General features: G+C 74.8%; 29 protein-coding genes. 16 read left to right on the top strand and 13 right to left on the bottom strand.

Annotated elements, in window-relative coordinates; genetic code table 11:
• Positions 1 to 64 precede the first annotated feature (64 nt).
• Positions 65 to 1,285: a hypothetical protein gene (locus tag QDR37_RS01705; protein WP_279711810.1), complete on the top strand. Its 1,221-nt coding sequence runs from the start codon at positions 65 to 67 to the stop codon at positions 1,283 to 1,285.
• Between the two features lies 1 nt (position 1,286).
• On the opposite strand, the gene QDR37_RS01700 is transcribed toward QDR37_RS01705, so the two are convergent.
• Entirely contained in the window at positions 1,287 to 1,730 is a 444-nt protein-coding gene (locus QDR37_RS01700) for a hypothetical protein (RefSeq protein WP_279711809.1), read from the bottom strand.
• Positions 1,731 to 1,826: 96 nt separating this feature from the next.
• On the opposite strand from QDR37_RS01700, the gene QDR37_RS01695 reads away from it, so the two are divergent.
• The gene (locus QDR37_RS01695) at positions 1,827 to 1,952 is read left to right on the top strand and encodes a hypothetical protein (protein ID WP_279711808.1); all 126 of its coding nucleotides are present in this window, start codon (positions 1,827 to 1,829) and stop codon (positions 1,950 to 1,952) included.
• A gap of 47 nt (positions 1,953 to 1,999) precedes the next feature.
• Here QDR37_RS01695 and QDR37_RS01690 read toward each other — a convergent pair whose 3' ends face one another.
• From QDR37_RS01690 to QDR37_RS01680, 3 genes are all read right to left on the bottom strand, one after another.
• The gene (locus QDR37_RS01690) at positions 2,000 to 2,269 is read right to left on the bottom strand and encodes a hypothetical protein (RefSeq protein ID WP_279711807.1); all 270 of its coding nucleotides are present in this window, start codon (positions 2,267 to 2,269) and stop codon (positions 2,000 to 2,002) included.
• A 179-nt stretch (positions 2,270 to 2,448) separates the two neighbouring features.
• Positions 2,449 to 3,459 carry an endonuclease/exonuclease/phosphatase family protein gene (locus QDR37_RS01685; RefSeq protein WP_279711806.1) on the bottom strand — a complete coding sequence of 337 codons (1,011 nt, stop codon included), beginning with the start codon at positions 3,457 to 3,459 and terminating at the stop codon, positions 2,449 to 2,451.
• On the bottom strand, positions 3,429 to 4,190 hold the full coding sequence (locus QDR37_RS01680) for an SDR family NAD(P)-dependent oxidoreductase (RefSeq protein WP_279711805.1): 762 nt from the start codon (positions 4,188 to 4,190) through the stop codon (positions 3,429 to 3,431). Before QDR37_RS01680 ends, QDR37_RS01685 begins: the two co-directional genes overlap by 31 nt.
• A gap of 59 nt (positions 4,191 to 4,249) precedes the next feature.
• Between QDR37_RS01680 and QDR37_RS01675 the strand changes: the two genes are divergently transcribed.
• The 7 genes from QDR37_RS01675 to QDR37_RS01645 all read left to right on the top strand — a co-directional run bounded on the left by QDR37_RS01675 (position 4,250) and on the right by QDR37_RS01645 (position 8,662).
• A complete protein-coding gene (locus QDR37_RS01675; protein WP_279711804.1) occupies positions 4,250 to 4,861 on the top strand; it encodes a TMEM175 family protein in 612 nt (203 codons plus the stop codon).
• A gap of 161 nt (positions 4,862 to 5,022) precedes the next feature.
• Positions 5,023 to 5,811 (top strand): CHRD domain-containing protein, encoded by a 789-nt coding sequence (locus QDR37_RS01670; protein WP_279711803.1) that lies wholly within the window; start codon positions 5,023 to 5,025, stop codon positions 5,809 to 5,811.
• Between the two features lie 4 nt (positions 5,812 to 5,815).
• A complete protein-coding gene (locus QDR37_RS01665) occupies positions 5,816 to 6,517 on the top strand; it encodes a class F sortase (protein ID WP_279711802.1) in 702 nt (233 codons plus the stop codon).
• 129 nt (positions 6,518 to 6,646) lie between these two features.
• Complete coding sequence (locus QDR37_RS01660; RefSeq protein ID WP_279711801.1) at positions 6,647 to 6,769, top strand: hypothetical protein; 123 nt, start codon at positions 6,647 to 6,649, stop codon at positions 6,767 to 6,769.
• Between the two features lie 89 nt (positions 6,770 to 6,858).
• A complete protein-coding gene (locus QDR37_RS01655; RefSeq protein ID WP_279711800.1) occupies positions 6,859 to 7,149 on the top strand; it encodes a hypothetical protein in 291 nt (96 codons plus the stop codon).
• 159 nt (positions 7,150 to 7,308) lie between these two features.
• A complete protein-coding gene (locus QDR37_RS01650; RefSeq protein WP_279711799.1) occupies positions 7,309 to 7,656 on the top strand; it encodes a nuclear transport factor 2 family protein in 348 nt (115 codons plus the stop codon).
• A 76-nt stretch (positions 7,657 to 7,732) separates the two neighbouring features.
• Positions 7,733 to 8,662, top strand: a complete 930-nt coding sequence (locus tag QDR37_RS01645; protein ID WP_279711798.1) for an META domain-containing protein — start codon at positions 7,733 to 7,735, stop codon at positions 8,660 to 8,662.
• A 10-nt stretch (positions 8,663 to 8,672) separates the two neighbouring features.
• Here the strand turns inward: QDR37_RS01645 and QDR37_RS01640 are convergent, their stop codons facing one another.
• From QDR37_RS01640 to QDR37_RS01620, 5 genes are all read right to left on the bottom strand, one after another.
• Positions 8,673 to 8,939 (bottom strand): hypothetical protein, encoded by a 267-nt coding sequence (locus tag QDR37_RS01640; protein WP_279711797.1) that lies wholly within the window; start codon positions 8,937 to 8,939, stop codon positions 8,673 to 8,675.
• Positions 8,940 to 9,023: 84 nt separating this feature from the next.
• Positions 9,024 to 9,650: a response regulator transcription factor gene (locus tag QDR37_RS01635; RefSeq protein WP_279711796.1), complete on the bottom strand. Its 627-nt coding sequence runs from the start codon at positions 9,648 to 9,650 to the stop codon at positions 9,024 to 9,026.
• A complete protein-coding gene (locus tag QDR37_RS01630) occupies positions 9,647 to 10,792 on the bottom strand; it encodes a sensor histidine kinase (RefSeq protein WP_279711795.1) in 1,146 nt (381 codons plus the stop codon). Before QDR37_RS01630 ends, QDR37_RS01635 begins: the two co-directional genes overlap by 4 nt.
• Before the next feature lies 1 nt (position 10,793).
• Positions 10,794 to 11,657, bottom strand: coding sequence for an ABC transporter permease (locus QDR37_RS01625; protein WP_279711794.1), 864 nt, complete (start codon positions 11,655 to 11,657; stop codon positions 10,794 to 10,796).
• Positions 11,654 to 12,532 carry an ABC transporter ATP-binding protein gene (locus QDR37_RS01620; RefSeq protein WP_279711793.1) on the bottom strand — a complete coding sequence of 293 codons (879 nt, stop codon included), beginning with the start codon at positions 12,530 to 12,532 and terminating at the stop codon, positions 11,654 to 11,656. The genes QDR37_RS01625 and QDR37_RS01620 overlap by 4 nt, the downstream gene beginning before the upstream one ends.
• A 214-nt stretch (positions 12,533 to 12,746) precedes the next feature.
• On the opposite strand from QDR37_RS01620, the gene QDR37_RS01615 reads away from it, so the two are divergent.
• From QDR37_RS01615 to QDR37_RS01600, 4 genes are all read left to right on the top strand, one after another.
• The gene (locus tag QDR37_RS01615) at positions 12,747 to 13,412 is read left to right on the top strand and encodes an SDR family oxidoreductase (protein WP_279711792.1); all 666 of its coding nucleotides are present in this window, start codon (positions 12,747 to 12,749) and stop codon (positions 13,410 to 13,412) included.
• Between the two features lie 10 nt (positions 13,413 to 13,422).
• Positions 13,423 to 13,782: a GntR family transcriptional regulator gene (locus QDR37_RS01610; protein ID WP_279711791.1), complete on the top strand. Its 360-nt coding sequence runs from the start codon at positions 13,423 to 13,425 to the stop codon at positions 13,780 to 13,782.
• 147 nt (positions 13,783 to 13,929) lie between these two features.
• A complete protein-coding gene (locus tag QDR37_RS01605; RefSeq protein ID WP_279711790.1) occupies positions 13,930 to 14,850 on the top strand; it encodes an ABC transporter ATP-binding protein in 921 nt (306 codons plus the stop codon).
• 1 nt (position 14,851) lies between these two features.
• The gene (locus QDR37_RS01600) at positions 14,852 to 16,462 is read left to right on the top strand and encodes a polyketide antibiotic transporter (protein ID WP_279711789.1); all 1,611 of its coding nucleotides are present in this window, start codon (positions 14,852 to 14,854) and stop codon (positions 16,460 to 16,462) included.
• Positions 16,463 to 16,526: 64 nt separating this feature from the next.
• Here QDR37_RS01600 and QDR37_RS01595 read toward each other — a convergent pair whose 3' ends face one another.
• The 3 genes from QDR37_RS01595 to QDR37_RS01585 all read right to left on the bottom strand — a co-directional run bounded on the left by QDR37_RS01595 (position 16,527) and on the right by QDR37_RS01585 (position 18,059).
• The gene (locus tag QDR37_RS01595) at positions 16,527 to 17,165 is read right to left on the bottom strand and encodes a class I SAM-dependent methyltransferase (RefSeq protein WP_279711788.1); all 639 of its coding nucleotides are present in this window, start codon (positions 17,163 to 17,165) and stop codon (positions 16,527 to 16,529) included.
• On the bottom strand, positions 17,162 to 17,374 hold the full coding sequence (locus QDR37_RS01590) for a hypothetical protein (RefSeq protein WP_279711787.1): 213 nt from the start codon (positions 17,372 to 17,374) through the stop codon (positions 17,162 to 17,164). Before QDR37_RS01590 ends, QDR37_RS01595 begins: the two co-directional genes overlap by 4 nt.
• A gap of 70 nt (positions 17,375 to 17,444) precedes the next feature.
• Complete coding sequence (locus QDR37_RS01585; protein ID WP_279711786.1) at positions 17,445 to 18,059, bottom strand: cation diffusion facilitator family transporter; 615 nt, start codon at positions 18,057 to 18,059, stop codon at positions 17,445 to 17,447.
• Between the two features lie 180 nt (positions 18,060 to 18,239).
• Here QDR37_RS01585 and QDR37_RS01580 point away from each other — a divergent pair, with 180 nt between their 5' ends.
• Positions 18,240 to 18,662, top strand: coding sequence for a hypothetical protein (locus QDR37_RS01580; RefSeq protein ID WP_279711785.1), 423 nt, complete (start codon positions 18,240 to 18,242; stop codon positions 18,660 to 18,662).
• Between the two features lie 66 nt (positions 18,663 to 18,728).
• A complete protein-coding gene (locus QDR37_RS01575; protein ID WP_279711784.1) occupies positions 18,729 to 19,190 on the top strand; it encodes a hypothetical protein in 462 nt (153 codons plus the stop codon).
• A gap of 21 nt (positions 19,191 to 19,211) precedes the next feature.
• Here the strand turns inward: QDR37_RS01575 and QDR37_RS01570 are convergent, their stop codons facing one another.
• Complete coding sequence (locus tag QDR37_RS01570) at positions 19,212 to 19,619, bottom strand: hypothetical protein (protein ID WP_279711783.1); 408 nt, start codon at positions 19,617 to 19,619, stop codon at positions 19,212 to 19,214.
• A 203-nt stretch (positions 19,620 to 19,822) separates the two neighbouring features.
• Between QDR37_RS01570 and QDR37_RS01565 the strand changes: the two genes are divergently transcribed.
• A complete protein-coding gene (locus tag QDR37_RS01565; RefSeq protein ID WP_279711782.1) occupies positions 19,823 to 20,254 on the top strand; it encodes a nitroreductase/quinone reductase family protein in 432 nt (143 codons plus the stop codon).
• Positions 20,255 to 20,259: the final 5 nt, after the last annotated feature.

Below are 20,259 nucleotides of genomic sequence, written 5' to 3'. Positions count from 1 at the left end.
CGCGGGGCACGCTGCGAGGCAGGCACGGTGCCCGCCGTTCCCGGCGGGCGGACGGGGGAGCAACGTGACCACGACGCAGGGGACCGCGGTGCCGGTCGCGAGGGCGGCTGCCGCACCGGCCTGGACACGACGGGCCTGGGTGCCCGTCGTCGGGATCTTCGCGGCCTCGCGGGTGCTGAGCACGGTGCTGTTCCTGCTCGCGGTGCACTTCGCCCGGCCCACGTCCCGCATCGGCACCCACGCGACGCTGGTGAGCGCGATGGCCGCCTGGGACGGCCAGTGGTACAAGCTCGTCGCCTTCTCCGGCTACCCGATCCACCTGCCGCCGCCCATCGGCGGGGTCAACCAGACGAGCGCCTGGGCGTTCCTGCCCGCCTACCCGTACCTCGTCAAGATCCTCGCCTTCGGGAACGACCGGCTGTGGGACCCCGTGGCCGAGCTCACCTCGACCGCGTTCGGCTTCGGCGCCGCGCTGCTGCTCGCTGCGCTGCTCCGGCCGCACGTCGGGCGTCGCGGTGCGCTCGTCGGCGTGCTCGTGTTCTCGTTCGCTCCGCTGTCGTTCATGCTGCAGGCCGCATACGCCGAGTCGATGGGGCTGTTCCTGCTGCTCGCCGTGCTGCTGCTCGTCGACCGGCGCCGCTACCTCAGCGCCGTCGCGCCGACCCTGCTGCTCGCGTTCACCCGGCCCGGCGTGCAGGCGGTCGCGCTGACGGTGGCGCTCGTCGTCGGCGTGCAGCTCCTGCGTGCGCGACGCGGCGGCCCGCGCCCTCCGCGGCGCGAGCTGACCGGTGCCGCGGTGCTCGCCGCCGTCGCGGCTGTCTCGGGGTTCGCCTGGAGCTGGGTCGCGGCCGCCGTGACCGGCGTGCCCGACGCCTACCTCCGCACCGAGCTCGCCTGGCGCGAGACGTGGACGGGCGACGCGCACTTCACGCCGGGCACCTCATGGCTCTGGGCGGCGGACTTCTGGTTCGGGCGCTTCGGCCCGATCGTGCTCGCGGTGCTGCTGGCCGGCTTCACGGCCCTGCTGCTGACGCCGTGGATCCGCCGGCTCGGCGACGTGAACCGCCTGTGGCTGCTCTCCTGGGCGCTCTACCTGCTGGGGGTGTTCTTCCCGCAGTCGAGCACGTTCCGGCTGCTCATGCCGATGGCGCCCGCGGCGGGTGCCTTCGCGACGATCCGCAGCCGCACGGTGCTCGGCGTCGTGCTCGTGGTGTCCGTGCTGCTGCAGGGGCTGTGGCTCTACCGCACCTTCGGCAGCTGGCAGCACTTCTGGGCCATCCCGTAGCTCACGCCACGGTCTTCAGCGCCGGCTTCCACCTGAGGACCAGCACCCGATCAGGCAGCCGCACCCGCGCCGGCTGGCCCGGGCCCCAGACGATCGGCAGGGGCAGCACGAAGTGCTCGACCCGCCGAGGCCCCCTGCAGACCCTGCCCGTCTGCTGCAGCTGGACGTCGTCCCGCTGCGGGGCGGTCGAGGTGACCCCTTCCAGGTAGAGCCGGCAGGGGGTCCGGGGGCTCACCGTCAGCACGATCCCGCGGTGGTACGGCGCCCACGAGACCGCCGCGGCGTAGGAGGCCGCGACGTGCCCGATGTCGGTGAGGCCCCGCGGGCCCGTGCGGATGCTGCCGTGCACGAGCGAGCGCGGGTACAGCAGGCCCGCCGTGAGCGCGACGACGAACACCGCGGCGACCACCGCCGCCTTGATCCCGATCCGTGGCACCCCGCGCATCCGGCCCCCTTCCGCCGCGACGAGCGAAGCGGACGCCCCGGTGAGGTCGCGCTGAGACACGAGCGCCGGAGGCGCGATCGGCGGCAGAATGTGGGGATGCTCGTCTGCCCCGGATGCCGGAAGTCGGAAGCCGTGCAGGTCGCCGCCGCCGCTCCGGACGCGGCGCAGCGCTGGTCCGCGCGCTGCGAGCTCTGCGACCACGCATGGAGCTTCGACGACTGACGCGGTCGGACGGTTCGGTCGGCCCTCGAGCGCAGACCCGAACCCGCTCAGCGGGACGGGCCGCGCGTCACGTGCCGGCCGCCGCTCGCGACGAGCCGGAGCCGGGGCGGCGGGGGAGCGGGCCGCCGGAGCGCGGCGAGGATCGTGACGGCCGCCCCGAACAGCGCGGCGAGGAGCAGATCGACGAGCACGCCGTGACCGGTGGTCGGCCGGTCGTCGAGCAGCAGCACCGCGGCGGCGAGGACCGCGGCTCCCGCGAGCAGCGCGGGCAGGGGCAGGGCGCGTGCGCGACGCGCGCGACCGGGGGATCGGGGCATGGGGGAGGCTTCCCAGAGGCCGGCGGGGACCGGCTGCGGGCGGGGCCGCTGGGTGGGCGGCCGAGGCATCCGAGGATGCGGGGTAGCGGCATCCTCCTCCGGCCACGGCCTTGGCGCCGCCCCCAGCGCGAGGGACGTGGGGGCGGTCGGCGGAGGGCTGAGGGCGGGACTCGGGCGCGTCAGCGCGCCGGGTGGACGACGGCGAGCACCGGCCGGTGCCGTGCGCCCGAGCGGTCCTCGCCGTGCAGCACCGAGTAGCCGTCGAGTCGCCAGCCGCTGCCGAGCAGCACGTGGTCGAGCGGCATCCCGAGCAGCGGCGGCACCGCGGTCGGCCAGGTGCCGACGCTCGCCGCGCCGGCGATGCCCGCCGCGTCATGGCAGCCGCCGAGCGCGGCGCCGAGGGTGTCGAGCGTCGCGTTGAAGTCACCGACCGCGACCACGTCGGCAGCACGGCACTGCGCGGCGACCCAGCGGAGGTCGGCGTTCCAGTCGGCGTTGCCGCGCAGGGACGGCTGCGCGGCGTGCAGCGCGACCAGGCGGGGCAGCCCCGGCCGCAGGGGCACGAGCGCGGCCGACCGATGCGGGGCCGCCGACGATCCCACACGCGCGGCGTAGCCGGCGAGGGGCGTGCGGACGAGCACCGCCGTCTCCACCTCGCTGTCCCTCGTCGCCGCGAAGGCCCGTACCGGCATCCCGGCCGCCTGGAACGCTGCGGCATACGTGGCATGCGCCGCCGTGAGGATCTCGGGCAGCACCACGACGTCGGCCCGCTCGCGGACCGCGAGGCGCGCGACCTCGGACGGCGGCACGAGGTCGCCGTTGACGTTCCACTCGAGGATGCGGATGCGCCCCGCGGCCACCGGGGGCGGCTGCCGGTCGGCGAACCCGCGGACGGCGGCGACCACACCGAGCAGGAGCGCTCCGGTGAGCAGCCCCGCGGCGAGCAGGAGCCCCGCGCGGCGGACCCGCGGCGCGACCAGGGCGACGCCCGTCGCGACGAGCGCGAGGACGGCGGCGCCCGCGGTCAGCGCGTTGCGCGGTCCGAGCAGGCCCGCGACGACGGGCAGCCGGGCGAGTCCGAGGGGACCGGCGAGATCTGCGGCGGCAGCGAGCAGCACAGGGGCCGCGGCGAGCAGCCACGGCAGCCCGCCCCGGCCCGTCAGCCCGCCGCGCGGCGCGCCGCGAGCCACGCGTCGAACCCGTTCGCGACGATGCGCTCGTCGTGCACGTCGGCCGCCTCGGGCGAGGCGAGCCAGCGGATCGGGTCCGCCATGACGCTCGCGGGCAGCACCGGCATGCCCGCTGGGCGCTCGAGCCCGTCGACCATGCCGGTCTGTGTCGCGCCGCCCGGCAGCAGCAGGTTCACCCGCACGGGCGAGTCGGCGAGGTCGGCCGCCATGATGCGCGACAACGCCTCGGACCCGGCCCGCGAGGGGCCGTAGGGCACGAAGCCGCGGCGGTTCATCGTGCCGTGGTTCATGCTGATGTTCACGACCCGGCCGGCGCCCGCCTCGAGCAGCCGCGGCACGACGGATCTCGCGACGAGGAAGTAGCCCGTGAGGTTCGTGTCGACGACGGCGCGGAACCCCTCGACGGGCACCTGCCAGAAGCCCTGCGGTCGCACCGCGAACGCGGGGTTCACCGTGCGCATGCCGAGTCCCGCGTTGTTCACGAGGAGATCGAGCCCGCCGAGCCCGCCGAAGGCCTCCTCGACGCCGCGCTCGACGGCCGCCTCATCGCGGACGTCCATGCCGATGCCGATCACCCGGGGGATCCTCGCCGCGACCGCCGCCGCCCGATCGGCCGAGCGGCCGGTGAGCGCGACACGGGCGCCCGCCTCGGCCAGCGCCTGCGCCATCGCGAGCCCGATACCGCTCGTGCCGCCCGTGACGAGCACACGGACGCCGTCGAGCCGACCCATCGCCACCTCCCGTCGCTCCCGCGACCCTGTCACGACCGTCCGAGGATTACCGTGAGCGCGTGCGCACCGGGCGGCTCGAAGCCTTCAGCGACGGCGTCATCGCGATCGCGATCACCCTGATGGTGCTCGAGCTGCCGAAACCGCACGGCGCGACCTGGCTCGCCCTGCGCGACGACCTGCCGGTGCTGCTCGCCTACCTGCTCAGCTTCGTCTACCTCGGCATCTACTGGAACAACCACCACCACATGCTCGCGGTGTCCAGGCGCGTGAACGGCACCGTGCTCTGGGCGAACCTGCACCTGCTGTTCTGGCTGTCGCTCGTGCCGTTCGTGACCGGCTGGCTGAGCGAGCAGAAGAACCCGGAGCCCGTGCCGGTCGCGGTCTACGGCATCGTGCTGCTGCTCGCCGCCGTCGCCTTCTTCCTGCTCAGGGCGGCGCTGCTGCGCGTGCACGGCGGAGCGTCCCGGCTCTCGGAGGCCGTGGGGCGCGACCGCAAGGGCACGCTGTCGCCGGTGCTCTACCTCGTCGGCATCCTGCTGTCGTTCGTGCAGCCGTGGCTCGGTCTCGGCGTCTACGCCCTGGTCGCCCTCATCTGGTTCGTGCCCGACCGACGCGTCGAGCGGGTGGTCGCCCAGGACCACGAGGAGGGCCTGCTGCGCGAGGAGCGCTGACGGCGCCGCGGGGGCGGCGACCAGGCCCCGCGCGCGCCCCGCGACCTGAAGAGAGTCTGGGAAAAGCCGAAGGCGTCCCATCGATCCCGCTGATGCCCCCGAAGTCCTGAGCACGAGGGAGCCGACCCGGCGCCCGCTCTGCACCCAAGGGGTTCGATCTCATGAAGAAGTCAGCGTTCGCGCTCGTGCCCGCGGTGGCACTCGGCGCCGCGATGCTCGGTTCCGCCGCTCCGGCCATGGCGGACAGCCAGTCCTCCTGGTCGTACGAGGCCCAGCTGCACGCGCTCAACAACAGCGGCGGCACCGGCGTCGCGATGGTCACGCTCAAGGGCGACCAGGTCACCGTCGACGCGAAGGTCTCCGGGCTCGCGATGAAGTTCAACGGCAACGCCTACCCGCACGTGGCGCACATCCACGACATGGGCTCCGGCGAGTGCCCCATGCCGAGCGCCGACAAGAACGGTGACGGCGTCATCTCCACGCCCGAGGGTGCTCCCGCCTACGGCGGCATCGGCGCCACGCTCACGACGAGCGGCGACACGAGCCCGAAGTCGGCGCTCGACCTCAAGCGCGCGTTCGGCATGGGCGGCAGCTTCAACTACCACCGCACCTTCACCCTCGACGCCGCGACGCTCGCCGAGGTGAAGAAGGACAACGCGGTCATCGTCGTGCACGGCCTCGACCCCGCCAAGCTGAGCGCGAAGGCGCAGAAGGAGGACAGCAGCCCGCTGACGAAGGACCTCCCGCTCGCCGCGACGGCCCCCGCCCTGTGCGGCCCGCTGCACGCGACGCAGATGTCCGGCATGCCGACCGGCGCCGCCGGCACCGGTGGCGGCATGCAGACCTCGACGACCAACGACGGCATGCTCGCCGGTGGTCTCGCCCTGCTGCTCGGCTCGGCCGCCGCGTTCGTCGCGAGCCGCCGCGTCGCCGCGAAGCGTGCGCGCTGATCGCATGAACACGGGTGAGCGCCGTCGCACCGGTCGGATCCTGACCGGCGCGGCGGCGCTCGCCGCTGCGGGCGGCGCGGTCCTCCTCGGCTTCGGCCTGCTGGGGGCCGCGCCGTCGGCGCCTCCCGGATCCTCCGGGATCCACGCCGTGCACGACACCCCCTCCGCGAGCGCGGCGCCGACGACGCCCGCACCGGTCGCAGCGACCGCCACCCCTGCGCCCACCCCGAAGGTGGTCGCGCTGCCGCGTTCCGTGCCGACGCATCTCACCATCCCCGCCATCGGCGTCGACTCGTCGCTGATGCAGCTCGGCCGCAACGCCGACGGCACCCTCGAGGTGCCGCCGTACGACAAGAGCGCGCCTCCCGGCTGGTACCGCGGCTCGCCCACGCCCGGCCAGGTCGGCCCGTCGGTGATCCTCGGCCACGTCGACACCTACAAGGCCGGCCCGGTCGTCTTCTACCGGCTCGCGCAGCTGAAGCCGGGCGACCTCGTCGACGTGCGCCGGCAGGACGGCCGCGCCGCGGAGTTCCGGGTCTACCGCGTCGAGAACGTGCCGAAGAAGCGCTTCCCCACGATCGACGTCTACGGCGACACCGCCGGACCCGAGCTGCGGCTCATCACGTGCGGCGGCGACTGGGACCCCCAGGCCCACGACTACGCCGACAACACGGTCGTCTTCGCGTCGCTCGTGACGAAGGGCTGACACCCCTTCCTCCACCCGGCCGGCCACCCCCGGTCTGGGGAACGCGCCCGGAGCGCGCCTCCCGGTACGGTTCCCGCGTTCCGGTCGCCCCCGGTCGCACCCACGACCTCGGCCGGTGGAGGTCGTTCCATGTACGAGAACGAGTTGACGATGCGGTTCTGCATCCCCTGCGGGCGGATGCTCGAGCTGCGCGGCGAGGTCGAGCAGCGCCACTGGGAGTGCCCCGACTGCCACCGCTCCGCCGCCGCCTGACTGCGGAGTCCCCGAGACCGCGACCGCTTCCTCTTGTCCGCGAGTCGCCGCGCGAGCATCGTGACCCCATGGTGCTGCAGGCGGTTCCGATGCCCGAGTCCCCGTCCGGACGGTGGACGTGGGAGGCCGCCCGCGGCGCCACCCGCGCGGTGCGGGTCTCGCCGCACGCCCCGTCCGGTCTCGTGACGGTCAGCCTCTGGCGCGACGATCGCTGCGTCGGCAGCCTGCGCCTGTCGCCCGCCGAGGTCGCGTCGCTCGCGAACAAGCTGACGGGCGCGCTCGCCGAGCTGGTCACGGACGCCGTCGCTGATCCGCTGACCGGCGCGCGCCTCGCCGCCATGGAGGCACGCCTCACCGCCCTCGAGGACGCCGCCGGCTGACATGGATCAGGGCCGCCGGCCGGGCGCGGCGCAAGAGTCGTTCGCCCGTGCCGGAACGCGGTTCTCCGGTGCCAGCATGCGGTCCGGTGCCGCTGCGGCGAGGAGGCCTTGCAGCGGCGCCTCCGCGCGCCGGCCTCCCGCACGGAAGGACGGTCGCCGATGACGGATGCGGACCTGGAGCTGATCCGGCGCTGGAACCAGGAGAACACCGACCCGCAGGCGATCCGCGAGATCGTCTCGCCGGACTTCGTGGCGCACATGGAGGACGGCGACATCCGCGGACCGGACGGCTGGATCGAGTTCGTGACCGGCATGGGCGAGCACTGGACCGACCTGCGGGCGGGCCAGGAGGAGGTCATCGCCTCCGGAGACCTCATCGGCGAGCGCTGGTGGCTCAGCGGGAAGCGGCCGGACGGCACGGTCTCACGGATCCGGGGCATCACCATGCACCGCGTCTCGGGCGGACGGCTGCAGGAGGACTGGGTCGTCACCGAGGAGGAGCAGTAGCGCACCGCGTCCGTGCCGGGATGCGAGCACGTCGCACCCGCTGAGAGGAACCGCGGCTCCCCGCACACCCCCGGGTATGCGCATCCTCCTCTCGCGGCTCGGGGCGGCGGCGGCCGCGTCCCTGGCGCTCACGCTCGCGGGATGCGCCGGAACCTCGGGCGCGGCGGCGCCGATGACCGCGCCTGCCTCGACGGCGACCCCGACCCCGGCCTCCGCGACCGGGCCGACCTGCCACCCCGCCGAGATCCTGCCCTTCGAATGCGGCACCTACCGCTCGGTCTGGGGCGCGAAGCCGGTGGTGGGCGACGCCGGCGGTCCGGCGAAGGATCCGCTGACGTTCTCGGTCGACGCGGCGCGCTCCGGTCTCGTCGTGCACGCCGTCGGCGCGCACTGCTTCACGGCCACGCAGCCCGTCCGGCTCGAGGGGAAGCGCCTCGTGCCGATCGGCCGCGGCACCTACGGGCGCGGCGGCTGCGCCGGCGAGGGGGCGAACACGAAGGACTGGGCGTACGCCTTCCTGCGCGGCCCCCATCGAATCGACGCGAGCACCGGCGGCCTCGCCTTCGACCTGGGCGCCGCGATGGTCACCTTCGACCACGAGGGCGTCGCCCCGCTCGGCAGCACGCCGGTCGCCCGGAACGACCGCGCCTGCGTGCCGGCGCACGTGCGGCCGTTCTCGTGCGGCACCTACCGGTCGGTGAGCGGCAGCGGCACGCTCACGTTCCTCGCGGCGCACCCCTACCGGCTGTCGTTCGAGCACATCAACGGCGGGCTGACCGCTGAGCTCATGGGTCGGTGCAACGCGTTGGGGGCCGCGGTCGAGCCGGACGGCGACGAGCTCGTCGTCGTGGGCGTCGGGAGCACCCTCATGGGCTGCACGGGTGCTCCCGGAGCGGAAGACGCCGCCTTCTTCCGCATCCTCACCGGCGCGCTCCGGTTCCAGGTGAGCGGGAGCCGGCTCACGGTCACGAAGGGCGCGTCGAGCGCGGTCTTCCGACGCGGATGAGGACCGTTCGTCAGCCCGGCCGGACGGGGTCGTCCGGCGCTGCATCCCCGTCGTCCCGCGCCGCTGGCCGCCGCACGGGCGCAGCTGCGTCCTCGGCGTCGTCGAGCCTGCGGTTGCGGCGCACGCCGTAGGCAGCGAGCCCGATCTGCAGCACGCCGAGCGCCGCGAACCACCACCCGAGCTCGTGCACCGTGGGCGTCTCGATCAGCCCGATCACGATGAACGCGACGCCGAGGACCATCTGCAGCATCTGGCCGCCGTTGCTCCGCCGCACCACGCCAGTCTGCTCCGCGGAGGAACGACGGCAGTGCGGATGAGCGGTGCGGTGCCCATCGGGGACGGTGCATGCCGTGCGGCGCCGTCAGCGGGGGAGCAGCCCCAGCTCCATCGCGCGGGTCACCGCCCGCGTGCGATCGCTCACCCCGAGCTTCTCGAACACGTGCAGCAGGTGCGTCTTCACCGTCGCCTCCGCCAGGTGCAGGTCGCGGCCGATCTCGGCGTTGCTGCGTCCGTCGGCGACGCGGCCGAGCACCTCGCGCTCACGGTCGCTGAGCCGCGGAGCGGTCTGCTGCTGACGGATGCCGCGGGCGAGTGCAGCGGCGATCGCGGGCGCCATGACGGTGCCGCCCGCGGCGACCGATCGGATGCCGGCGAGGATCTCGCGCTCAGGCGCCGCTTTGAGCAGGTAGCCGCTCGCGCCGGCGGCGATCGCCTCGAGGATCGCGTCGTCCGTCTCGTAGGTCGTGAGCACGACGACCTTCACGTCGGGCAGCGCCGCCGTGATCCGGCCGGTGGCGGCGGTGCCGTCGAGGCCGGGCATCCGCAGGTCCATGAGCATCACGTCGGGGCGGGTGGCGAGCGCCGCGGTGACGGCGGCCGCGCCGTCGGTGACCGCGTCGACCACCTCGACGTCGTCGGCCTGGGAGAGGAGGGCCACGATCCCGGCCCGCACGATCGGATGGTCGTCGGCGACGAGGACCCGGATCACGGCACCGCCGCTCGAGCGGACAGCGGGATCCGCACGCGCAGGCTGGTGCCGCCGCGGGGACCGCTCGTGAGCCCGACGGTGCCACCGACGAGACCGACCCGGTCGCGCATGCCCGCGACCCCGAAGCCGCGCTCGCCGGCGTCGTCCGGCAGCCCCACCCCGTCGTCGGTGAGCGCGAGCTCGACGTCGCCGTCCGTCGCGGCGATGGTCAGGACGACCGCGCGCGCGGCGGCATGCTTGCGGATGTTCGCGAGCCCCTCCTGGGCGCAGCGCAGCAGCACCACCTCGAGCTCCCGGGGCACGTCCGCCTCCACGGTCGCGGCGACGGCGACGCCCGTCTCGCGCTCGAACCGCGTCGCGAGCGTCGCGACCGCCGCGGCGAGGCCGCCGTCGAGCGGCACCGGTGCACCCGCGGCGACGAGCGTCCGCGTCTCGGTGAGCGCGGAGCGGGCGGCCTCCTCGAGCAGCGGCAGGTCCGGGTCGTCCGGGTGCCGGCCCGCCGCGCGCTCCGCGAGCATCACCACCCCGGCGAGGCTCTGCGCGATCGTGTCGTGGAGCTCGCGCGCGAGCCGCTCCCGCTCCGCCGAGATCCCCGCCTCGCGGCTCAGCGCCGCCGCTTCCTGCTGGGCGTGCTGCAGGCGCTCGGCGAGCAGCCGGCGCTCCTCGCTGAGCCGTGCGATGCGGGTGATCCAGACACCCATCACGAGGCTGAAGCCGAGCGAGAGCCCCTCGACGACCGCGGCCTCCACCGGCGCGCCGGTCGAGACGGCGTAGCCGACACCCACCGCGAGGGCGACGGCGATGTTCGCGGGCACGGCCCGGCGCACGTCGGGCGCGAGCGTCCAGACGAGCGGGAACGCGACCGACTGCCAGATCGCGAAGGCCGGATGCGCCGTCGCACCGACGAGCGCGACCGCCACGATCACCGCGGTGAACACCGCCCAACCGGGACGCCCGTCGAGCGCGTGACGTCCGAAGGCCCACCAGCAGGCGAGGAACACGACGAGCGCCCCAGCGACGACGACCGGCCGCGCACCGGGGGTCGAGAGCGCGACCACGGCGAGGGCGACCGCGCTGGCGGCGACCGCGCCGAGGTGCCACCACAGCAGCTCTCCGGGGGCCGCGTCGACCTCGGTCGTCACCTCAGCGATCCTTCCGCACCCAGCGGAAGGTCGTGAGCGCGATCCCCAACCCGGCCAGCGTCCACGCGGCGATGACGAGGGCGGCGGTGCCGAGGTCCCAGGTGCCGGTCTGCTCGACCACGGCGAACCGCTCCGGGAGGAACACCGACCGCATGCCCTGGGCCACCCACTTGAGCGGGAAGATGCCGGCGACGGTCTGCAGCCAGCCGGGCAGCTCGGCGAACCGGAAGTAGACGCCTGAGATGAACTGCAGCACGAGCAGGATCGGCACGACCACGGCGGTCGCCGACCGGCCGGAGCGCGGCAGACCGGACATCCCCACGCCGAGCGCCACCGACATGACGACCGACGCGGCGAAGATCCAGGCGAACCGCCCCCACAGCGCCACGGTGCCGGGCAGCGCGACGCCGAAGAGCAGGTGCGCGACGGCCAGCAGCAGCACGAGCTGCGCGACGGCGGTCACGACCACCGTGCCGACCTTGCCGAGCAGGTAGGCGGTCACGGGCAGCGGCGTGCCGCCGAGTCGCTGCAACGTGCCGTCGCTGCGCTCGCCGGCGATGTCGATGGCGAGGTTCTGCACGCCGGAGAGCAGGATCCCGGAGGCGACGAGGCCGGGCAGGTAGTAGGCCGGGAAGGTGACGCCTCCGCGGCCGTCCGGTCCGGCCCCGATCGTGCCGGACGCGCTGAACGCGGCGGCGAAGATCACGAAGATCAGGGTCGGGAACAGGAAGGCGAAGAACACGGCGTCCGGGGCGCGGAAGTAGCTCCGCAGCTCGTAGCGCGTGCGCTCGAGGCCGAGCGCGACGAGGGACGGGCGGCGCGGCCGGCCCGGCGCGACGAGCGGGGTGGTGTCGAGCGCGGTCATGCCGGCTGCTCCTCTCGGGATCGGTGGCTGCGGAGCAGGTCGAGGTAGACCTCCTCGAGGCTCGGTCGGACGACCTCGAGGGCGTCGGGCTCGCCGCCCGTCGCCACAAGGGACGCGACGAGACGTCCGGGGTCCTTCGTGCGCTGCTCGTGCACCCCGCGCGCGTCGCGCCACCGCACGAGCGGGATGCGAGCGCCGGCGGATCCGATGCGATCGGCCGGCCCGACGTCGACGAGGCGGCCGCCGGCGATCACGGCCGCGCGGTCGGAGAGCGCCGCGGCCTCGTCGAGGTCGTGCGTCGTGAGCAGGATCGTCGTGCCCTCGCGCTTCAGCCGCCGGATCAGGCCCCAGAACCGGTGCCGCGCCTCCGGGTCGAAGCCGGTGGTCGGCTCGTCGAGGAACAGGAGCTCGGGGCGGCCGATGATGCCGAGCGCGACGTCGAGGCGACGCCGCTGGCCGCCGGAGAGCGCCCGGACCGGCTGCCGTGCGGCAGAGGCGAGGCCGACGGCGTCGAGCACCTCGTCGACGTCCCGCGGCGCCGGGTAGAAGGCCGCGAAGTGGGCGAGCTGCTCCCGCGCCCGGGCGCTCCCCGCGTCGCCGGTCGACTGCAGCACGACGCCGATCCGGGCCTTCCAGTCGAGTCCGCCCCCGGCCGGGTCCGTGCCGAGCACGCGCACCGTGCCGGCGTCCCTGCGCCGGTAGCCCTCGAGGATCTCGACGGTCGTCGACTTCCCGGCGCCGTTCGGGCCGAGCAGGGCGACCGTCTCACCGTGGGCGACCTCGAAGGTGACGTCGTCGACCGCGATCCGCTCGCCGTAGCGCTTCACGAGGCGCTGCACCGACACGGCGGGGGATCCGGAACCTCGATCGCTCATGCGCCGATCCTCGCGAGCGGGCGCGGCGGGCACAGCGGGCGTGCGGTGGAGATCGGCTCAACCGATCGGTGGATGCGCGCGTGCGCAGCCCTTGTACTGCGGCCGCCGGCTGCGCCCTCCCGCCGGCTGCGCCCTCCCGCCGGCTGCGCCCTCCCGCCGGCCGCGCATCGAGCGCCCACCGCTCGGCGGCCGCTCGCGTCGCTAGGGTGCGGTGATGCCCGTCGCGCTCGTCACCGGTGCCGCCCGCGCCAACAGCATCGCCGCCGGCATCGTGCCGCGGCTCGTCGCCGACGGCTGGGACGTGGCCACGACCGACCTCTTCGGCACGGACTTCGACTGCGACCTCTCGGATCCCGCGGCACCGGAGCGGCTGATCGAGCAGGTCGCCCGCGAGCGCGGCCCGGTCGGCGCCCTCGTGCTGAGCCACGCCCACGACGTGCTGAGCGGCATCCTCGACACGACCGCCGAGAGCTTCGACGCGCACGTCGCGATCAACGCCCGCGCGAGCCTGCTCCTCATCGCGGCGTTCGCCCGTCAGATCCCCGCGGACGGCGGCGCGATCGTCGCCCTGACGAGCGACGCGACCACCGGCAACCTGCCCTATGGGGCCTCGAAGGGCGCGCTCGACCGGATCGTCATCTCCGCCGCCCGCGAGCTCGGCCCGCGGGGCGTCTCGGCGAACGTCCTCAACCCCGGCCCCGTCGACACCGGCTGGATCAGCCCGGAGCTGCACGAAGCGCTGGCGCCCCAGCATCCGCTCGGGCGGCTCGGCCGCCCCGAGGACATCGCCGGGGTCGTCGCGTTCCTCGTCTCGCCCGCGGGGCGATGGATCTCCGGCCAGCTGCTGCACGCCGACGGCGCCTTCTCGGCGCGGTTCTGAGGCGCCGGCCGTGATCGTCGTCGATGCCGCGTCGGGGGAACCGCCGTTCGAGCAGGTGCGCGCGCAGCTCGCCGCGCAGATCCGCACCGGCGAGCTGGCGCCGGGGGAGCGGCTGCCGACCGTGCGACGCCTCGCGGAGGACCTCGGGATCGCCGCGAACACGGTCGCTCGCGCCTACCGCGAGCTCGAGACGGAGGGCCTCGTCGCCACCGGCGGCCGGAACGGCACGACGGTCGCCTGGTCGCCCGATGCGGGCCGACGGGAGCTCGAGCAGCTCGCCGCGCGCTTCGCGGAGCGGGCCCGGGCGCTCGGCACGGATCCGCGCGAGGCGCGCGGGCTCGTCGACCGGGCGCTCGGCCTCGACCGCTGACGCGGTGCATGCACCGCTGCCTCGGTCGGCTCGCTGCGCTCGCCGCGCGGTGCGGTCACCCGGATCGGGCGGTGTCGCGCGCCGTCCGCGCGACACGCGGGACCTTCGGACGCTGTCGGGCCCTTGCGGCGGGCGCACCATGACGGCATGGATGCGGTGATCCGGGCCGAGGGCCTGCAGAAGCGTTTCGGCAGGGTCCGAGCGCTCGACGGGCTCGACCTCGTCGTCGATCGGGGCGAGGTGCACGGCTACCTCGGCCCGAACGGCGCGGGCAAGACGACGACGATCCGCATCCTGCTCGGCCTGGCCCGCGCGACGAGCGGCAGGGTCGGCGTGCTCGGCGAGGACCCGTGGCGGGCGGCGGCCGCCCTGCACCGGCGGATCGCGAGCGTGCCCGGTGACGTGGTCCTCTGGCCGAACCTCTCCGGCGGCGAGACCGTCGACCTGCTCGTGCGGCTCCGCGGCGGACGCACGGACACGGCGGAGTACCGGACCGTGCGCAGGGAGCTCGACGAGGAGTTCCAGCTCGACCCCGGCAAGAAGGCCCGCAGCTACTCGAAGGGCAACCGCCAGAAGGTCGCGCTGATCGCCGCGTTCGCGGCTCCGGCCGAGCTGCTCGTGCTCGATGAGCCGACGAGCGGCCTCGATCCGCTCATGGAGGAGGTCTTCGTCCGCCGGCTCGAGGCCTTCGCCGCGGGCGGCGGCAGCGTGCTGCTCAGCTCGCACATCCTCAGCGAGGTCGAGCGGCTCTGCACCCGGATCTCGATCGTGCGGGCCGGCCGGGTCGTCGAGTCCGGCACGCTCGCGCAGCTGCGGCATCTCACCCGAACCGCCTTCTCGTTCGATCGCGGCGACTCCCGGGAGGGCGCCCTCGCCGCGCTGCCGGGCGTCCACGACCTCGTCGTGGACGACGGCCGCGTGCGCTTCACGGTCGACCCCGATCGCATCGACGCGCTGCTGCCCGAGCTCGGCCGGCTCGCCGTGACGGGACTGCGGGTCGCGCCGCCGTCGCTCGAGGAGCTCTTCCTCCGGCAGTACGGCGACGTGCTCGAGCCGCAGGAGGCCTGACGTGCTCGGCACGCTGCTGCGCTTCCGGCTGCGCCGCGACCGTCTGCGGCTCGGGCTCTGGGTGGCCGTCCTGTTCCTCCTCAGCCTCCTGATCGTCTCCGAGGTGCGGGACACCTTCGGCACGCTCGCCTCGCGCGTCGCCACGCTCCGGATCCTGCTCGTCACCCCGGCCGTGCTGCTGTTCCGCGGAACGCCGCAGGGCACGAGCAGCGGCGACTTCGTGGCGGTGCTCGGGCTCGCCTTCGTCGCGCTGCTCGTCGGGCTGATGAGCACCTTCCTCGTGGTGCGGCACACCAGGGCGGAGGAGGAGGACGGCCAGGCGGACGCCGTCGCCGCGACGGCCGCCGGGCGCCGGCTCCCGACGCTCGCCGTGCTGCTCCACGTCGCGCTCGCCGATCTCCTCGTCACCGTCGCGATCGCCGCGGGCCTGCTCGCCGGCGGCCTGCCGGTCGGAGGATCCGTGCTGCTCGCCGCCGGCTGCGGCATGTGCGGGCTCGTGTTCGCGGGCGTCGCCCTGCTGCTCGCGCAGGTGCTCCCGACCGCCCGGGCCGCGAACGGCGCCTCGGCGGCGGTCGTGGTGGCGGCGTACTTCGTCCGCGGCATCGGCGACGCCGCGGGCACCCCGCATCCCGAGACGTTCACGCTGACGCCGGCGTGGCCGAGCGCGTTGAGCCCGATCGGCTGGGCGCAGGCGATCCACCCGTTCGCCGACGACGACCCCGCGCCGCTGCTGCTCGGACTCGTCGCGTCCGTCGTGCTCGCCGCGGCCGCGCTCGCGCTCGCGGAGCGCCGCGACGTCGGCGCCGGTCTCGTCGCCGCCCGGCGTGCGCGCGAGCACGCCTCGGCGTGGCTCGGCGGCCCGTTCGGGCTCGCGGTGCGGCTCGAGCGCCTCTCCCTCGCCGGCTGGATCGTCGGCCTCGTCGCGTTCGCAGCGCTCATGGGCGGCCTCTCGGTCGCGGTCGTCCACCAGCTCGACCAGGCGGGACCGGGCATCGCGACCGTGATCAACCGGCTCGGCGGCAGCAACGGCACCATCCAGCAGGCGTTCGCGAACCTCGGCGCGCAGTTCGGCGGGGTGCTCGCCGCCGCGATCTGCGTGCAGGCCGCCCAGCGGCTGCGGCAGGAGGAGGCAGCCGGTCGCGCCGACGCCGTGCTCGCGACCGCGACGGGACGCGTGCGGTGGCTGCTGTCACACCTGCTCCTCGCGGCGCTCGCGGCCGCGGTCGGGCTCGAGCTCGCCGGGCTCGTCGCGGGGTGGCTGTCGGACGGCGGCGAGGTCGACTCGGGAACCTGGCTGCTCGCCTTCCTGTGGCAGCTGCCTGCTGCGCTCGTGTTCCTCGGGATCGTCGCGCTCGTCTTCGCGGTCGTGCCGCAGGCGACCGTGCCCGCCGGCTGGCTCGTCTTCGCCGCGGCGGTCTACCTCGGCATCTTCGGCCCGCTGTCCGGCGTGCCCGACTGGGCGCGGCACCTCGCGCCGTTCGCCGACGTGCCGGCACCCGCGCTGCCGACGACGTCGTACACCGGGGGAGCGGTGCTCGCCCTCGCTGCCGTCGTGCTCGTCGTGGCCGCGGTCGTGCTGTTCGGGCGGAGGGACACGCGGCCGGTGGGGTGAGGCTGCGGGCGCGCGGGCGCTCCATCGGCGCAGTCGCGCCGGCGTCGACGGGCTGAGACGGGCGTCAGCGAGCCCGTCGGGCGACGAGGTGGGCTGCGATCCGGCCGTTCGGGGTCGGCGCGCTCCCGGTTCCGAGCACGTCGAACCCCGCCTCCTCGACGGCGTCGGCGATGCAATGCATCGGCCAGGTCCACGCGGTGACGACGCGATGCTCGAAGCGTTCGAGGGCCGGCCCGGTGAAGAAGCCGAGCAGCAGGCCGCCGTCCGGCTCGAGCGCCTGGGCGAAGGCACGCAGCACGGCGGGGACCTCGGCGGGGTCCGTGTGGATCAGCGAGAACCACGCGAGCACGCCGCCGAGCGATCCCGCCGGCAGCCGGAGGTGGCGCAGGTCGCCGAGGCGGAAGGGGATGTCCGGGTGCTCGCGCCGGGCGTGCGCGACGAACTCCGGTGTCGCGTCGACGCCCCGCACCTCGAGCCCTGCGGCGGCGAGGAACGCGGACCAGTGACCGGGGCCGCAGCCGGCGTCGAGCACGGCGCCGCGCAGCGTCCCGGCCCAACCGCCGATCACCGCCCGGTCGTCGGCCGAGGCCTTGTCCGCGGCGCCGAAGAGCTCGATGTAGGTGGGCGCCCAGGTGCCGTAGGAGTCGCGGACGGTGCCGAGCGTCGCCGTGGGCCGCTCTGCCGCACGTTCGGGCTCCGTCACCGGCTGACGGCGGGGAGGTCGACGACTGCCCCGGCGTCGCCCGGCAGCCACGCGCCCTCGATGCCGCCCGGCGCACCCCACCCGTCGCCGCGGCGCCCGATGCCCGCGTCGCCGCGCAGGATCCGGCGGGCGCAGGGGACGCCGCTCACGCCGGCGCCGATGACGAGCACGTCGGGCAACAGGCGGTCGTCGACCGGTCGCCGGCGCACGTCGTTCGTCGTCGGCCGGTGGTGCGCGTCGTCACGCGCCGATCCTGCCGCACGGTGCCGACGCGGCCGATCAGTCGAGGTCGACCTCGACGACGGCACCCCGTCGCAGCGCCGTCACGACGTCGCGGAGCAGCCGCACCGCCCCGACCGCGATCGCGACCGCGATGACGCCCGCGACGACCGGATCGAGCCAGAAGAGACCGTGCGCGGCGGCGATGATCGCACCCGACACGGCGACCGCTGCCGCGGCGCCGGCGTCCGAGGCGGTGTCGAGCAGCACCGAGCGCATGTGCAGGTCCTCGGATCCCGCGCCCCGGCCGAGCACGAGCACGCCGGTGCCGAGCACCACCACCGTTCCGAGCGCGGCGACGAGGATCGGCAGACCCGGCACCTCCGGGCTGCCCTGCACCAGGCGCAGCACGGCGCCGACGATCACGGCGGCGCAGACGCCGAGCAGGATCACGACGTTGACGAGCGCGACGACGTTCGTCGCGCCCGCTCGGCCGTGGCGGTCGCGCAGGTGCACCGCGAGCAGGCCGAGGGCGAGCGCGAAGGCGTCGCCGAGGGAGTCCCCTGCGGTCGCGAGCAGCGAGACCGAGCCGACCACGAGGCCGACGACCGCGAGCGCCACGACCAGGGCGAGGTTCAGCGCGAGCACGACGGCGAGACGACGTGCCTGCGTCATGCCGGGTCCTTCCGCTCGGTTCCCGACGATCCCACACCGCGCGCTCGAACCGGTCCCGGCCGCTGCTCGGTCGGGGCAATCGGACGGCTCCTCCGCTGCGAACCACTCGGGGAGCGCATGAGCGGCGGAACGGTTCCGTCCCCGTCCCGCTGCTCGTCCCGCGTCGAGGAAGGAGAGGTCATGGCCGGCCTCGCCGTCGATCGAGCCCCCCTCTCCTTCCTCGCGCTCCCACGGCGGCAGCCGCAGCGCCACCTGCTCGCGTTCCTCGCCGCCGTCGCGGCCTTCGCCCACGTGCCGGTGATCGCTCCGCACCTCGATGAGGCGCCGTACATGGGCGTGCTGTTCATCCTGCTCACGGTGGGGTGCCTCGTGCTCGGTCTCGCGGCGCTCGTCCGCGACTCCTCGGCCGTGTACACGGCGTCCGCCGTGGTCTGCGGCCTCGCGGTGATCGGGTACGTCGCCACCCGGCTCGTCGCCTTCCCGATGCTCTCGGACGACGTCGGCGACTGGTTCGAACCGCTCGGTGTGCTCTCGGTGCTCTCCGAGTCCGCCCTCGTCGCCGTGGCGATCGGGGCGCTCGCGAGCCGGCCCCGGCACCGCTGACCCGCCGGTATCGAGCCCGGCGCGCGAGTTGCGCCGGAGGCCGGACGCGGGGTGGGATGGCTCCTCGTGCCTGCCGACCTCGCCTCGCCGCCCTCCTCCGCGTCGGGGGCGCTCCGGAGCACCGGAGCGAGGACGCGCGTGGTGCTCGCCTGGCTGCTGCCCTCCGGTCTGCTCGCGGTCGCGCTGCTGTGGCTGCTGCCGTTCGCGAGCCGGAGTGCGGCGGCCCCGCCGCTCGTGGACCAGGCGCCGGGCAGCTGGGCGGTGCTCGGGATCCTGCTCGTGTGGGCCGTCTCCCTGGCGGCCTTCGCCACCTACGGCGAGCGGCGCCGGCGTCCCGCGACGCGGGCCTGGACCGCGGTGCAGGTCGTGCTGCTGCTCGCGGTGCTCACCTGGGCGCTCCCGCCGCTGCTGCTCGCGGCACCGCCGCCCGTCGCGCTCACGGTGTCGTGGACGGCGCACTTCGTGCTGCCCACCGCCGCGATGATCCTGTCGGCCGTGCAGGCGGTGCTGCTGTTCTTCAGCGCGTGAGCACGGCGCTCGAGCGCTCGCTCAGGCCGGGGCGATGCGCTCGTCCTCGAGCTCGACGAGCCAGCCGGCGAGCCGCTCGTCGCCCTCCTCGACGCGGTGGATGCCCACTCCTTCGACGGGACGACGTGTGCCGGTCGTCGTCGTGAGCGGCTCCTGGTGCGCGGTCCCGTGCGCTGCGGTCCAGGTGCAGCTCCCGAGCTGCGTCATCTCGACGTAGACCGCCGCGATGGCCGTCACCGTGCCCGTGATCCGCACCGGGTCGGCGCCACCGACCTCGGCGTAGCGGTCGAACCGCCACACGATCTCATCGAGCTCGGTGCCGAAGTAGCCGCCCTGGTCGCGCCGCGCGACCCGATCCACACGATCGCCGATCGCGAGCCGCTCGCCGTACTCGCCGAGCTCGGACTCGGAGCAGAGCACGCGCAGCATCCGGACAGTCTGGCCGGTCCGCCTCGCGTGAGCGGCCGGCGCTCCCCGCGACGGGGGAGCGGATCCACGAGCGCGGCGCAGCTCGCGACGCAGGGCATCCGTGCGACCGAGAGAGCGTCGCGGACTGCCGCACGCCCCGGACGTCGCCGGGTCGTGTGATCCTTCGTGGAGCAGCGCTGCTGACCACAGGACGGAGACAGACGATGGCGAACAGCCCCGAGAGCTGGAACGACAAGGTCATCGCGGAGTTCCGCGACAACAACGGCACGGTGACGCGGTTCGGGCGCAACCTCGTGCTGATCCATCACATCGGCGCGAAGACCGGCACGGAGCGCGTCGCACCGGCGCGAGCCATCCGCGACGACCGCGACACGTGGCTGGTCGCGGCCTCGAAGGGCGGCGCTCCGGACAACCCGGGCTGGTACTACAACCTGATCACCCATCCGGACGTGCGGATCGAGACGCCCGACGAGGGGATCGTCGCCGTCCACGCCGAGGTGCTGCAGGGCGCGGAGCGCGACGACGCGTGGGAGCGCTTCAAGGAGGCCGCTCCCGGCTTCCGGGACTACGAGCAGAGGACCACCAGACGGATCCCCGTCGTCGTCCTCCGGCGGACGGGCGCCCACGGGGGCTGAGCCCG

This window comes from Amnibacterium sp. CER49, assembly GCF_029846255.1.
Lineage (GTDB): Bacteria > Actinomycetota > Actinomycetes > Actinomycetales > Microbacteriaceae > Amnibacterium.
Note: the sequence above shows the minus strand (reverse complement) of the source record. Positions and strands in the feature narration are given on the sequence as shown.

Bases quoted from the DNA above. Each gene is read 5' to 3' on its own strand.
- QDR37_RS01665 (WP_279711802.1), top strand. From the start codon at position 5,816: ATGAACACGGGTGAGCGCCGTCGCACCGGTCGGATCCTGACCGGCGCG.
- QDR37_RS01605 (WP_279711790.1), top strand. From the start codon at position 13,930: ATGGATGCGGTGATCCGGGCCGAGGGCCTGCAGAAGCGTTTCGGCAGG.
- QDR37_RS01615 (WP_279711792.1), top strand. From the start codon at position 12,747: ATGCCCGTCGCGCTCGTCACCGGTGCCGCCCGCGCCAACAGCATCGCC.
- QDR37_RS01655 (WP_279711800.1), top strand. From the start codon at position 6,859: ATGCCCGAGTCCCCGTCCGGACGGTGGACGTGGGAGGCCGCCCGCGGC.
- QDR37_RS01680 (WP_279711805.1), bottom strand. From the start codon at position 4,190: ATGGGTCGGCTCGACGGCGTCCGTGTGCTCGTCACGGGCGGCACGAGC.
- QDR37_RS01645 (WP_279711798.1), top strand. From the start codon at position 7,733: ATGCGCATCCTCCTCTCGCGGCTCGGGGCGGCGGCGGCCGCGTCCCTG.
- QDR37_RS01625 (WP_279711794.1), bottom strand. From the start codon at position 11,657: ATGACCGCGCTCGACACCACCCCGCTCGTCGCGCCGGGCCGGCCGCGC.
- QDR37_RS01580 (WP_279711785.1), top strand. From the start codon at position 18,240: ATGGCCGGCCTCGCCGTCGATCGAGCCCCCCTCTCCTTCCTCGCGCTC.
- QDR37_RS01585 (WP_279711786.1), bottom strand. From the start codon at position 18,059: ATGACGCAGGCACGTCGTCTCGCCGTCGTGCTCGCGCTGAACCTCGCC.
- QDR37_RS01695 (WP_279711808.1), top strand. From the start codon at position 1,827: ATGCTCGTCTGCCCCGGATGCCGGAAGTCGGAAGCCGTGCAGGTCGCC.
- QDR37_RS01620 (WP_279711793.1), bottom strand. From the start codon at position 12,532: ATGAGCGATCGAGGTTCCGGATCCCCCGCCGTGTCGGTGCAGCGCCTC.
- QDR37_RS01650 (WP_279711799.1), top strand. From the start codon at position 7,309: ATGACGGATGCGGACCTGGAGCTGATCCGGCGCTGGAACCAGGAGAAC.
- QDR37_RS01565 (WP_279711782.1), top strand. From the start codon at position 19,823: ATGGCGAACAGCCCCGAGAGCTGGAACGACAAGGTCATCGCGGAGTTC.
- QDR37_RS01570 (WP_279711783.1), bottom strand. From the start codon at position 19,619: ATGCTGCGCGTGCTCTGCTCCGAGTCCGAGCTCGGCGAGTACGGCGAG.
- QDR37_RS01700 (WP_279711809.1), bottom strand. From the start codon at position 1,730: ATGCGCGGGGTGCCACGGATCGGGATCAAGGCGGCGGTGGTCGCCGCG.
- QDR37_RS01670 (WP_279711803.1), top strand. From the start codon at position 5,023: ATGAAGAAGTCAGCGTTCGCGCTCGTGCCCGCGGTGGCACTCGGCGCC.
- QDR37_RS01690 (WP_279711807.1), bottom strand. From the start codon at position 2,269: ATGCCCCGATCCCCCGGTCGCGCGCGTCGCGCACGCGCCCTGCCCCTG.
- QDR37_RS01660 (WP_279711801.1), top strand. From the start codon at position 6,647: ATGTACGAGAACGAGTTGACGATGCGGTTCTGCATCCCCTGCGGGCGG.